11 protein-coding genes are annotated in these 12,954 nt (G+C 58.7%); 4 read left to right on the forward strand and 7 right to left on the reverse strand.

Annotation, left to right across the window (positions count from 1 at the left end):
- Window positions 1-20: 20 nt before the first annotated feature.
- Window positions 21-2,933, reverse strand: coding sequence for an insulinase family protein (locus Q1A74_RS03470; protein ID WP_299592410.1), 2,913 nt, complete (start codon window positions 2,931-2,933; stop codon window positions 21-23).
- 219 nt (window positions 2,934-3,152) lie between these two features.
- On the opposite strand from Q1A74_RS03470, the gene Q1A74_RS03475 reads away from it, so the two are divergent.
- Window positions 3,153-3,857 carry a DUF599 domain-containing protein gene (locus Q1A74_RS03475; RefSeq protein WP_299593834.1) on the forward strand — a complete coding sequence of 235 codons (705 nt, stop codon included), beginning with the start codon at window positions 3,153-3,155 and terminating at the stop codon, window positions 3,855-3,857.
- 34 nt (window positions 3,858-3,891) lie between these two features.
- A complete protein-coding gene (locus Q1A74_RS03480; protein ID WP_299592411.1) occupies window positions 3,892-4,674 on the forward strand; it encodes a methyltransferase domain-containing protein in 783 nt (260 codons plus the stop codon).
- 6 nt (window positions 4,675-4,680) lie between these two features.
- Here the strand turns inward: Q1A74_RS03480 and Q1A74_RS03485 are convergent, their stop codons facing one another.
- A complete protein-coding gene (locus tag Q1A74_RS03485) occupies window positions 4,681-5,211 on the reverse strand; it encodes a molecular chaperone DnaJ (RefSeq protein ID WP_299593836.1) in 531 nt (176 codons plus the stop codon).
- Between the two features lie 49 nt (window positions 5,212-5,260).
- Window positions 5,261-6,526 (reverse strand): porin, encoded by a 1,266-nt coding sequence (locus Q1A74_RS03490; RefSeq protein ID WP_299592413.1) that lies wholly within the window; start codon window positions 6,524-6,526, stop codon window positions 5,261-5,263.
- A gap of 292 nt (window positions 6,527-6,818) precedes the next feature.
- Between Q1A74_RS03490 and Q1A74_RS03495 the strand changes: the two genes are divergently transcribed.
- Both Q1A74_RS03495 and msrA read left to right on the forward strand, forming a co-directional pair.
- Entirely contained in the window at window positions 6,819-7,436 is a 618-nt protein-coding gene (locus Q1A74_RS03495; protein WP_299592415.1) for a methyltransferase domain-containing protein, read from the forward strand.
- A gap of 76 nt (window positions 7,437-7,512) precedes the next feature.
- Window positions 7,513-8,142, forward strand: coding sequence for a peptide-methionine (S)-S-oxide reductase MsrA (gene msrA, locus Q1A74_RS03500; protein WP_299592417.1), 630 nt, complete (start codon window positions 7,513-7,515; stop codon window positions 8,140-8,142).
- 34 nt (window positions 8,143-8,176) lie between these two features.
- Here the strand turns inward: msrA and Q1A74_RS03505 are convergent, their stop codons facing one another.
- The 4 genes from Q1A74_RS03505 to Q1A74_RS03520 form a co-directional block, all read right to left on the reverse strand.
- Window positions 8,177-9,031 (reverse strand): sulfurtransferase, encoded by an 855-nt coding sequence (locus tag Q1A74_RS03505; RefSeq protein WP_299592419.1) that lies wholly within the window; start codon window positions 9,029-9,031, stop codon window positions 8,177-8,179.
- Window positions 9,032-9,095: 64 nt separating this feature from the next.
- On the reverse strand, window positions 9,096-10,799 hold the full coding sequence (locus Q1A74_RS03510; RefSeq protein ID WP_299592421.1) for an alpha/beta fold hydrolase: 1,704 nt from the start codon (window positions 10,797-10,799) through the stop codon (window positions 9,096-9,098).
- A gap of 36 nt (window positions 10,800-10,835) precedes the next feature.
- The gene (locus tag Q1A74_RS03515; protein WP_299592422.1) at window positions 10,836-11,456 is read right to left on the reverse strand and encodes a trimeric intracellular cation channel family protein; all 621 of its coding nucleotides are present in this window, start codon (window positions 11,454-11,456) and stop codon (window positions 10,836-10,838) included.
- Between the two features lie 76 nt (window positions 11,457-11,532).
- Window positions 11,533-12,720 carry an acyl-CoA dehydrogenase gene (locus tag Q1A74_RS03520; protein ID WP_299592424.1) on the reverse strand — a complete coding sequence of 396 codons (1,188 nt, stop codon included), beginning with the start codon at window positions 12,718-12,720 and terminating at the stop codon, window positions 11,533-11,535.
- Between the last annotated feature and the right edge of the window lie 234 nt (window positions 12,721-12,954).

The raw sequence follows: 12,954 nt of genomic DNA on the forward strand, positions 1-12,954 counted from the left end.
TTTTACTCACCATCGTGGGGTTACAATTTTTCTTCGTGCAGATCCAGCGCCAGGCCGGCGTCGCGTCCCTGGCTGCCGGTAACCACTGCCGTACTGGCGTTCTCTGGCTTCAGGTACGTCATGCCAACTCTCTGCAAATCTTCCAAGGTGACGTCGGTGACCTTGCGGCGGAATTCCTGTCGTATCGCGTGGGTGCGTCCGTACAGGTTGGAATGGAACGCCTTTTTCGCTTCACCAGCGGGGGAGCCCGGTTTGTCCATACCGCCCACAACGCCAAGTACTGCTTCTTCTACTTGGGCGTCCTCGTGGGATTCGTTCAGCAGCCAGTCAATGGATGCATCGAAGTCTTTGAGGGTTTCCGCCATGCGCGGGTCGCGGTAGGAATAAAAGCGGAAGGCGCCGATATTGACGTCGTGGCTGGCGCCACCGCCGTATGCACCGCCCTGTTCGCGAATAGTGCGGTGCAGGTAGCCGTTGCGCAGGAAGCCCCCCAGTACCGCGAGTGCCGGCGCATCCGGATGTGACATGGACACCGTGGGGTAGGCTTTGGAGCAGAAATTCACCTGGCTGTTTGCGATCCACACTTCCTGGATTTTACGCGGGCTAAAAGGCGTTTCCGGTTTTTCCGCAAATTGCGGTGCGTCTTTGGCCAGCGGACTCAACGCGGCAGTGAAATCGGACAAGCGCTCTTCTTCCCCAACCACCAGGAACTGGCGTTTTGCGTTGAGAATTTTCTGGTGAATGGCGCTGAATTGACCGGCCAGCGCTTCCAGGCCTGCTTCGCTGTCGAGGGTTTTTACCAGCGCCTTGAGCTGGCGCAGTCCGAGCAGACCGCCGGACTCATGGCCTTCCGCGGCGGCGCGATTAAAGCCGGAACTGGCCGCAGCCATCGCCAGCGCGTGACCGCTACCCACCACTGACTGCTCGCGGCGCGCCAGGGTCTGCAGCAGGAGCTCCTTGAGACGGGGCAGCTCATCAAAGCGCACATTTTCCATGGTGGCCTGCATCAATTCGGTCAGCGCGGCCTGGTTTGCAGCCAGCGCCTTACCGGAAAGAATGAAGTGGCCGGTCTGGCTGTCCAGGTCGTCCAGTTTGGTACGGTGGCTGGTAAAGCCGTGCAGGGAACCGGCGACGGCAGCCTGCCACTGTTGCACTTCCAGATAATTCTTGTCGCCGAGACCCAGCTCGCTGAGCGACTGGCAGTAATAGGGCACCAGGATGCGCTCTTCCTCGGTGAAGTCGGGCAGGGTGGTGACCAGTTGCTGGTAAACCAGGCCATTGGTGCCGGCGCCATAGCGGGTTACCTTGGCACCGTTGAGTTCTACTTCTTCGCCATCCACCTTGGGCAGCTCGGGGGGGATATCCTCCACGCCGACTTTGGGCAGTATGGATTCGTCATCCTTGCGTACCTGGCGCTCGGCCAATGCCTGCGCAGTCTGGATGATCTGTTCTTTCTCGCCCTCGGTGAGCGCGGCTTTGATTTCTGCCAGGCGCGACTTTTCTGCCTGTTCCTCGCGGTTTGCCAGGTCGTTATCTGGCGACAGTACCAGACGCACCCGGTGTTGGTTTTCCAGCAACAGTTGGCGCGCGGCGTTGGCAATAAATTTGGGATCTTCGATCTGCGCGCGCAGCTTTTCCAGGGCCGCATCAATATTGAGCAGGCCGATGGCGTCGCCGCGGTGGGTGGCGCCGGTCAGGGCGGTGAGGATCAGTTGCAGGCCATAGGGGAAGCCATCGCCACCAATTTCGCGCTGCTGTAGTTCCAGCTGGTGCAGTGCTGCAGCAACCTGTTCGTGGGGAACGCCATTTTCCGCTACATCCTGAATGACTTTCAGAACCTGTTGTTCCAGTTCGTCGGCGCGGGCCCGTTCGCTGCCTTCAATGCCGCACACGAAAACCAGCTCGCGCTGGGAATCGTCGAGGCCACACAGCGGCGAGGGGGATTGCCCCAACTCGGTGGTTTCCAGTAGATGCATCAGGGGGGACGCGCTGTTATCCAGCAATACACCGGCCAGCAGGTGGGCGGTGAGCGCCTGTTCCAGGTCGGTGACATCCCCGAGAAGCCAGCCGAGAACGATATGGGTTTTTTCGTCCAGGTTTTCTTCGCCCGGCAGTGGGTATTGTTCTTCGACCCGGACCGGGGCGACATAGAGTTTTTCGCGGCCGACTTCGATGGTTTTGTGCTGCTGGTCGAATTTGTGCAGGGCTTTCTCTTCAAATACCGCCTGATGCTCCGCCGCCTCGATGTCGCCAAAGGTCATGAAAATGGCGTTGCTCGGGTGGTAGTGGCTGCGGTAGAAGTTCACCAGCTGTTCGTAGGTGAGATCCGGAATATCTGCCGGCTCACCGCCGGAATTGAAATGGTAGGTAGTGGTCGGGAACAGATATTTACTCAATTTCTGCCACAATTGGGAGGTCACCGAGCTCATGGCGCCTTTCATTTCATTGAACACAACGCCCTTGTAAACCAGCTCGCTGTCCGGGTTTTCGGTTTCGGCGAATTCCAGGCGGTGGCCTTCCTGAGCGAAGTCCAGCGGGTCCAGCTTGGCAAAGAATACCGCGTCCAGATACACATCCAGCAGGTTGTCGAAGTCTTTGCGGTTCTGGCTGGCGAAGGGGTAAGCCGTCCAGTCGGAGCTGGTGAAGGCGTTCATGAAGGTATTCAGCGAACGCCGTATCATCATGAAGAAGGGGTCGCGCACCGGGTATTTGTCACTGCCGCAGAGGGCAGTGTGCTCCAGGATATGGGCGACGCCGGTGGAGTCTTCGGGCACGGTGCGCAGGGCCACCAGAAATACGTTTTCCGGGTTGTCTGCGGCAATGTGCAGGTGCTGGGCGCCGGTGGCGCGGTGGCGGTACTCTTCCACGCGAACGCCGAGGGATTCGATTTCGGCACTGGTAACAGGTTCGAATGCGGGGTGTACGTTGCTCAAAAGACAGCTCCAATGGGTAGGTTTCTGTTGCCGGGGGCTTGTGTAGGGTTCGGCCCCGGCAAAATCGGCGGCCATTTTAGCGCTCCGGGCGGTGTAAATGACAGGGTTGACAGTTGGTTCCGCCACACCGTTGTTGACACCTGCGACACCGGTGCGAAACTCTGGCCTTATTCTTTGACGCCATAAATGTAGTTGATAGGGGGACGCGCGTTGAACTGGATGGATTTCGTGAGCCTGGCCGGGTTCTGCCTGACATGGGCTGGCTATACAGTATTCGCTCGCAAGAAGGCAAAAACAGCCTGGTGCCTGGCGTCGTCCATGCAGTGGTACCGGGTGGAGTGGATGCTGCGCATGCTGGAGCGGGATATGCGTATGCCCGATGCCGCCATTCTCAGCAATCTCGAGCGTGTGATCGGCTTCTTCGCCTCCACCAGTATTCTGATCCTGGCAGGTCTGGTGACAGCACTTTCTGCCAACAGTGCCGCAGTAGAGGTGTTGAGCAGCCTGCCGTTCGCCGAGACCACCACCGTCGAGCAGTTTGAGATCAAGGTCATGGTGCTGATTGTGATCTATATCTTCGCCTTCTTTAATTTCACCTGGTCCCTGCGCCAGTACTCCTTTGCCAACGTGCTGCTGGGTGCAGCGCCGGCGGTGGATGAAGAAGAGGTGACCCCGGAAGAGCGTCGGCGTTACGCCATCAGTGCCGCCAAGGTAATCGATCAGGCTGGCCACAGTTACAACTATGGCTTGCGGTCTTTCTACTTCTCTATGGCAGTGATGGGGTGGTTTGTGCACCCGGTACTCTTCGTATTTGGCTATCTGGCCGTGATCTGGGTGCTGTATATGCGCGAGTTCCGCTCGCGCACCCTACAAGTCATCCTGGCCGCCGAGGGGCGCTCTCTGGATCAGGTGCGAGACAAGTAAGTGCACAAAATTTCATCTGCCTGGTGTGCGCAGCGTGGCTGACCGCAATTTCGACGATCTTGCCGAGCGCTTCCGGAAAAGGATTTATGGCGGGCTGAAGGGCGATATCCGCCTGGCGATATTGAACCGGGACCTTGCCCCGGTTCTTGGGGCGGCACAGTCGTCGAGTCTTACCGTGGTGGATGCCGGCGGCGGGCAGGGGCAGTTTGCTCTGAACCTGGCGGCTGCCGGGCACGAGTTATGGATTACGGATATTTCCGCCGGGATGTTGCAGCTTGCTCAGGAGCAGGCGGTAGCGCGCGGACTTGAAAGCAGGGTGCAAACCCTTCAATTACCACTCCAGGCACTGAGTGCTGACGCCCGCACTTCCGCCGCAGATCTGCTGCTATGCCACGCTGTACTGGAGTGGTTGGAACACCCCCAGCAGGCGCTGGTACACCTGGCCGAGTGCCTTGTGCCCGGCGGTTATCTTTCCCTTACCTTCTACAATCGCCGCGCGCTGGAGTTCCGTCTGCTGCAGCGCGGCAGCCTGCGCCAGCTGGATCGCAACCACGAGAGTGGGAACTGGGGTGGACATCCCGGTAGCCTGACGCCGCAAAACCCTCTGCTGCCAGAAGATGTAATGGGGTGGGTAGAGCAAGCGGGTCTGTCGCTGGTGGCGCACAGTGGCATTCGTTGTTTCCACGATTTCATGACGCCGGAAATGCGCGACAAGTTGCCGCCGGAGGCGATAGTGGAAAAGGAGCTGGCGTACTCACGGATCGATCCCTACCGCCAGCTGGCTCGCTATGTCCATCTGTTGTGCCGGCGAGCCTGAAGGGATTTACTGCTCCAGCTGCTTCAGCAGCAGCGCCTTGGCGGCATTGATACGAGAGGCGAGATAATCGTTGCCACCGCGGTCCGGGTGGAATTTCTGGATCAGTTTGCGATGGGCGCCGATGATCTCACCTTTGGTGGCGCTGGCGGAAACACTCAATATCTTGCGTGCCTCGGCCACGGTGAGTTGTGGTTCACTGGGGCGCTGGGCTGTACGTTCCTCGCCCTGGCTCGTTTTTCCAGACTGTTTGGCCTGCTCTTTTTCGGCTTTCGCTCGCGCATGTTTGGCGATCAGTGGCGTGATCCACGGCAGGTGTCGGCCAAAGGTTCTCCACAGGCGATTGAGGACGGGGAGTACCACAGCCACTGCCGCGCCCACCCAGTGCAGACGTCCGGTAATGGCTAAAAGTACGGCGGCCAGTGCAAGGGCAATCAGCACGTACTGGAGGATAAGCTTGCGCCGACGTTCTGGCGGGGTGTATTTGAATTGTTGAATCGCCAGCCAGACAAAAATGCCTACGGCAATCAGTAAAATCATGCGGCCCAAGGTGTGCTGCTCCCGGGTGAAATATTGAGCCGCAAGCGTATCAGATGTCGATCCGAATGCCGATGGCGTTGAAACTGTCGAACTCGGGCGCTGCTACGACATTGCTGCCGTCGAAGGCATTTTCAAAGTAAATACGCACACGTTCGTTCCACCGGTACTGGAATCCCAGGTAGTACTGTTCGAGCCGGTACTTGTCGGCTTCGACCAGTGCCGCATCAAACTCGGGGTCGTCAGATACCAGCAGGTTGTGTCCGCCGTAAAACGAATAGCAGTTGTCGCGTCCCCAGGTGTAGCTGAGAAAAGACTCGGAGCCTTTGGCGTCGAAAAAGTTGGTGATGCCCACGACAGAGCCGGCTGGTGCCAGCTGGTTGTTCTGAGAGCGCTGGAATACGGCGGCCCCGTAAAAACCCTTGGCAAACGCCTCCTGTCCGTAATAGATGCCCACCGCCGTGGCCCAGTCGTTGCTGCTGGAATTGAATGCGATGTCGTCGCGAATCAGCCGGCGCTCGCCATTGCTGGTGTCGAAGACCAGACCATTCTGGGTGGCGATGTCCAGCTTCACCCGGTTATACGCTGCACCGAGAAACAGACCATCCCCGATGTCTGCCCGGTAGACAGCGGCAATGCCCTCGCTGATACCGTACTCACAGTCACCTGGTGGGCACTCCATTATCGTATTGGGGCCAGCGAAATCGTCGATACTGATTTCAAGGTCGGCGACGTGGGCCGCGTACTGCAACCCGATCTTGAATTCGCCGGCGTTGAACTTCCAGGCTTTGCGCCATGCGAGGGCGCTGTCAGCACGGCCGGTGCCTGCAGCACCTCCATCGCTGTTCAGTCCGTATGTGCCACTGGCGAGGCCGCCGGATACGTTGTACCAGTCGGTTATATAGGTGACTTCGTAATACACGCCCCATTGCTTGCCGGCAGAGAACTCTCCCCATTTGGGGTGTTTTGCGAAGGCGTGGCCTTGGCGGAGGAAAAGCGACTGCCGCTCTTCGCCGGGAGACGCCTGCTGGTCGCCCTGGATCACCAGATCCTGCGCGGCGTTGATAGCTCGTACACCCCATTCGAGATTGAACCCGGTGTCCCACTCGTCATAGGCAGGCACATTGAGCCCAAAGCGGATACGGGATGCACCGTCCTGCATCGTGGTGTCGCCAAAAGTATTCACCATGTGCGCGGTGAAGTAGCCCTCCATATACAGGGTGACCTGGTTGGACTGGTATATGGGTACCGCGTTCGCAGTGGATATCGCAGTGATAGTGGAGGCTGCCAAGAGTGCCGTGCGGATATTTTTTTTCATGCTGTACTCTCGCCTACAAGATCGGTTCAACTGGGCGGAAATGTCGCAAGCGGTTGCCGAAGCCGGCAGCGGCTCTTTTGCAAAAGTAGACCAGATGCCTGAAGAGGTTCGGCAGAATGGGTACACTTCGCAGAAATGGCAGCCACTGCATTAATTTTGTGGAAGCTGCCGCAACCTGCTTTTTCCAATTGGATTTAAAGGCGGGTTGAAATTTACGTACGGGGCGCCATGCTTTTCCCAGTTCGTTACAGCGTTGTGAATACCAATTCTCAGAAACCATTAGGGGAACACTTTGGTAGAAAGTCATTCTCTCAGCCGTCAGATGTTTGGATTGACCGTGCGCAAAAATGCGCACCCGGATATGCGCCGGCTGCGGCGCGAAGCCGGTGATGCAAGCCTGCACGGCAACAAATTCTGGAAGAGCTCCTGCCTGACCATGGATTACCTGAAAAAACACCCGCTGAAAAAAGGCGCGCGGGTCCTGGATCTCGGTTGCGGCTGGGGGCTGGGGGGGATCTTCTGTGCGAAGGAATTCGGCGCGAAAGTGACCTCACTGGATGCAGACCCCAGTGTTTTTCCTTTTGCGGAATACCATGCAGAACTGAACAATGTAAGCATCACCACCTGGAAGTGCCGTTACGAAAAGGTGACAGAGGTTGCACTGACGGAGTTCGATGCGGTGATTGGCACCGATATCTGTTTCTGGGACAAGCTGCAAGGGCCGCTGTATAACCTGACCCGCCGCGCGATGCGCGCCGGTGTGGGGCGAATAATGCTTGTAGACCCCGGTCGGCCGCCATTTCGGGAGCTGGCGGAGCGCGCCGAGGAAAAGCTCGACGCGCAGTATTTCGAGTGGCAGACTCAGCGCCCGATGGCGGCCCGCGGTTGTATTATGCTTGCGGGCGAGTAGTCCGTCCGCTGTGGCGCTTGTTTCTTACCGCCAAATCCCCGAGCTAAATCCCCAGCCAAATCCAGAGGTAAACCTGATGCACTTTGAAAAGACCCAGATACCGAGCGCTGAAGAGGCGCTGCCCGGTCGCCCGGATGCGATGCCGATCAGCGGCAAACACTTTGTGTCTGGCCATTCCATGGTCGCGCCATTTCCCGAGGGGATGGAGCAGGTGATATTCGGCATGGGCTGCTTCTGGGGTGCCGAGCAGCTCTTTTGGGAGATCGAAGGTGTGTACGTGACGGCGGTAGGCTATGCCGGCGGGCATACCCTCAACCCCAACTATCGGGAAGTGTGCAGTGGTGGAACCGGGCACGCGGAAGTTGTGCTGGTGGTGTTTGATCCGGAAAAAGTCCGCTACGAAGAGTTGTTGCGCCGCTTTTGGGAAGAGCACGACCCGACTCAGGGGATGCGCCAGGGCAACGACCTGGGTACCCAGTATCGCTCCTGTATCTACACGTTTGGCGAGAAGCAGCTCGCACAAGCCCAGGCATCTGAGGGTGACTTTCAGAAAGCGCTGGAAGAGAAAGGGTTTGGGGCCATCACCACGGAAATTGAACCGGCGCCGACCTTTTTCTACGCCGAAGAAGATCATCAGCAGTATCTGGCCAAGAACCCGGGTGGTTACTGTGGCCTGGCGGGAACCGGCGCCTGTCTGTTGCGCTGATCCGATGCCCCCCTACTGGGGGCGGGTAGCGGGTTCAGGCCGATTCGGTGCGCGGATGGAGTATATGCGCGCACCAGTCACTCCAGCTGCCCGGGTATAGCCGTGCCTCGCGGCCGATCAGGTGCAGGGAGAATAGATTCACACAGGCGGTAACGCCGGACCCGCAGTAACACACAATGTCGTCGTCCGCCGGGATGCTCTGCCAATTTTCACGCAGGGCCGCCACCGGCTGGAGATACCCCTCATCATCCGTGATGGCCTGCCAGGGCTTGTTGACGGCCCCGGGGATATGTCCCGCAATAGGGTCGATGGGCTCTTCATTTCCCAGAAAACGTTTGGTTTCCCGGGCGTCCACCAGCTGCCAGGGCGGGTTGTCCAGGCGCGGGTACAGATCGTCGTAGTGTAAGAGTTCATCCGCGATGCCAGAGGCCGTGAAGCTTCCGGTCGCTACCGCCTGTTCCTCACCCTCAGATAGCTTGAGTCCGGCGTTTTTCCAGGCCTTGAACCCGCCGTTCAGAATGGCGACGTCGGTGTGCCCGAAATGCCGCAGCAGCCACCAGGCGCGGGCCGCAAAGGCAAAACGCTGGTCATCGTAAACCACGACCTGGGTATCCGCGGAGATCCCGGCGGTACGAGCGCACTCTGAAAACTGCTTGGCGGAAGGGAAAGGATGGCGGCCACCGTAGCGGTCGCATGGCGCCGAGAGATCCCGGTGCAGGCTGGCGTAGCGGGCGCCGGGAATATGCGCTTTGAGGTATGCCTGCTCGCCGGCCGTGGTATCGGCCAGGTCGTAGCGGCAGTCGAGAATGACCAGTTGACCACTTCCCTGATTTTGTCGATCAAGAAGCTCGGCCAGCTCGGTAACTTCAATCACACCCTGATAAGTCATAGCTACTGCGTTTTATAGTCGTTATGGGCTCCAAATTAAGCCCCGTGAACGAATTTGTCCAGCGTCAGTGCGATTCTGAATAGCGGTTGCCCGCCGGGACTTTGCGGTTGCGCTGCGACTCATCTTCCGCTGCTCCCCGCACCGCTTCATCTGGCGCGTCGGCGGGAGTCTCGTTTTCCCGCTGTGCCTCCAGTTCTGCGATCTTTTTCTCGAGCTCTGCCATGCGCGCCAGTTCCTCTTTGCGGCAGCTGGCGGCCATGTCAGTGACTGGTTGTTCCGGGGCGTCGAGGAAACTTGCGGCGGCCTGCTCGGCGCAATCGCTGGCAGAGATGACGTCGTGGGCCAGTTTCGGGAAGAGTACCCATTGGTGGTTCGGGAGTTTCTTGCGCGCCTTGTCGGCGTCTTTGGCGGAGAGTACCGGGTCCAGCGCACCGTGCATGACGAGGGTGGGAACCTGTGTTTTGATCGCGCGGGATTCCAACAGCGAGGCGGAGGGGATGGCCCAGATACGGCACTGCACCTGCATCATGTCGATATCCGAGCGCACGGAGCCCCCGAGGATGCCGCTGTTGGCCGCGGAGTGCCGTGCCTGGTCAAAATCGACAAAAGGGGCTTCTTCATAGCAGAAATGGCTGATGCCCGCGGCGTCGCCAAAGTTCGGGTCCAGTACCAGCCCCATAAAGCTGGCGATGGAGGGTTTCAGCAGTCCCGCCTGCTGTGATTCCAGCTCTTCGATAATCGCGGGGAATTCATTGTAGAAGTGCTCGTTGTACAGGGCCTGAAACAGTACCCGCAGCAGGCGCTGGCCGGTGAGCACAAAAGGGTACTGCTTGCCCGGGTGGACATTACTGGTCTCGACGGTGAGTGGGCTCTCGTCGAGTTGATCCACCAGGCTTTCCAGGCGTCGCTTCAGGTCCGGGTACTGCTTGTTGCAGGTCTTGTCGTCACTGCAGTAATCCAGCCCCCGCTGATAAGCGTCGATGACGTCTTCCGGCAGCTGCTGGGTGTAGATGATGTCCGGGAATACGGCGCTGTTCAGCACCATTGCGCGCACGGACTGTGGGAAGTCCCGTGCGATGGTCAGTGCGTAACGGCTGGCGTAGGACACCCCGTACAGGTTGAGCTGGGGAACACCTAACGCCTGGCGTAGCGCTTCCACATCCCGGGCCACGGTGGCGCTGTTGTAGTAGGCCAAATCGGCCGTTTCGCTCAGACGGCTATAGCAGCGCTCGATGCTGTAGGTGAATACACGGGACTCTTCATCGGTACTGAGGTTGCGGGTAAATGCGAGGTTCGCGTCTTTGATGAATTCGTCGCAGGCGAGTTTGGGGCTGGCCATGCCGGTGCCGCGGGGGTCGATAATGATCAGGTCGCGGCCGTCTTCCACGGTCATGCCGGCGTAATTGGCCCATAGCCATTCGCTGGCATTTTCCGGTTCAAGCCCCATGCTGGCCCCGGGGCCACCCGCACCCAGGTGGAGGAGGGGTTCTTTGTCCGGGTCGTTGATCTCGGCAAAAAAGCGTACCACCGGGAACTGGATTTTCCGCCCCGCCGGTTTGTCGTGGTTTTCCGGCACTTCCATCATATAGCACTGGGTGGTGGGCCAGTCGGGCTCGGAATCAAACCAGCAGGGTTTGGCGATCAGGCGATGGGGAGAGGGCGCTTGCGGCGTATCTTCCCGGGTGCATCCAGCGGCGATCAGTGCGATCACAATTATCAGGAACAGGCGCCAGACGCCGGTGTGAAGATCAAAAATACGTGGTGGCATAGTTGTGTGTCTGCAGTTGAATCCTGGCCGCTGGTGTTACTGTTCGGGGCGGATGCGCGCAATGGGCGCAGAGAGGTTCCAGCGCAGGGCTGCAAGCCGTATCCCGAGGGTCACCAGTACCGCGACGGCTACCACGGCTTCACCGGGTAGCGCTTGAATGTCGTCCAGTATCACCAGTGTGGCGCCGCCGCTCAAGGCCGCCGTGGCATAAATCTCGCGGCGCAGGAGTAGGGGAATGTCACCGCACAGGATGTCACGTATCAGACCGCCAAAGGTGCCGGTCATGACACCCATGACGATGGCGATGGCGGGTGTGTGCCCGAGGTCGAGGACTTTCTGGGTACCAATGACGACAAACACGGCCAGACCAGCGGCGTCGGCGATCATCAGCAGGCGCATGGGTACCTGCAGGTAGCGAATAAGATAGAAACTGATGACGCCGGTGAGGACGGCAATCCAGAGGTAGTAGCTTTCGGATATCCAGAAGACGGGGACATTGAGGATCATATCCCGCAGGGTGCCGCCGCCGGTGGCGGTGACGCAGGCCAGTACTACGGCACCAAACAGATCCATCTGTTTGTGGCCAGCAGCGAGCACGCCGGTAAAGGCAAAAACCACGATGCCGATCAGGTCGCACCAGTGCAGAAGTTGTTCCATGGATTCCCGTTTGCCACCGTGATTGCGCAGAGCCGGGAATTATGGAGCCCCGTGGGGCTCCGGCACAACTGAAGGCTTAGAAAAAGGCCTGCAACCCGGTCTGCGCCCGCCCCATGATCAGCGCGTGAACGTCGTGGGTGCCTTCGTAGGTGTTGACCGCTTCCAGGTTCATCACATGGCGGATTACGTGGAATTCGTCGGCAATGCCGTTGCCGCCATGCATATCCCGCGCAACCCGTGCGATATCCAGGGCCTTGCCGCAGTTGTTGCGCTTGACCAGCGAGATCATGGTGGGGTCGAAGTGGCTTTTCTGTTCGTCCATCAGACGACCAACACGCAGTGAACCCTGCAGGCCGAGGGTGATTTCGGTCTGCATGTCGGCGAGCTTTTTCTGGAACAGTTGGGTTTGCGCCAGGGGCTTGTTGAACTGTTTACGGTCCAGGCCGTATTGGCGGGCGGCGTGCCAGCAGTACTCTGCGGCACCCATCGCACCCCAGGAAATGCCGTAGCGGGCGCGGTTCAGGCAACCGAAGGGGCCGCGCAGTCCTTTGATGTCCGGGAAGCGGTTTTCTTCCGGGACAAACACGTTGTCCATTACGATTTCGCCAGTAATGGACGCACGCAGGGAGAACTTGCCTTCGATTTTGGGGGCGCTGAGGCCTTCCATACCCTTTTCCAGTACGAAGCCGCGGATGTCGCCTTCGTCATCTTTACCCCACACCACGAACACATCGGCGATGGGGCTGTTGGTAATCCACATTTTTGCACCGCTGAGGCGGTAGCCACCGTCGACTTTCTTGGCCCGGGTTTTCATACCGCCGGGGTCGGAGCCGGCATCTGGCTCGGTCAGGCCGAAGCAGCCGACCCATTCGCCGCTGGCGAGCTTGGGCAGGTATTTCTGCTTCTGCGCTTCGCTGCCGTAGGCATAGATGGGGTGCATTACCAGGCTGGATTGCACGCTCATGGCGGAGCGGTAGCCCGAGTCCACGCGCTCCACCTCGCGGGCCACCAGGCCGTAGGAGACGTAGTTGAGGCCCGCGCAGTCATAGCCTTCGATGGTGGAGCCCAGCAGGCCCAGTTGGCCCATTTCCTCCATGATTTCCCGGTGGAATATCTCATGGCGGTTGGCTTCAAGTACCCGCGGCATCAGTTTGGACTGGCAGTATTCCCGGGCGGTGTCGCGGATCATCCGCTCTTCGTCGCTTAGCTGGCGGTCCAGCAGGAGGATGTCGTCCCAGTGCGCCAAAGGCTGGTTTTTGCTCATGGTTTGGTCCGTGCGAATTAGGTGGATCTTGTGGTCATGATAGCGGACAAGGCCGGCGAGTTCACTAATGTGATCACATTTTTTGATGGCGATGTCTGTGGAGTTCGCTCGGGGCAGGTAAACATAAGTAAATCACCTTGGCCGCTGTGATAGAAATTTCGATAATGAAAATAAATTACATTCGATCAGATTTGTTTTATGGGCTTTCCCCTGACAATAAGTACCACTCGAAGA

It is taken from the genome of uncultured Microbulbifer sp., from assembly GCF_947504145.1.
GTDB lineage: Bacteria > Pseudomonadota > Gammaproteobacteria > Pseudomonadales > Cellvibrionaceae > Microbulbifer.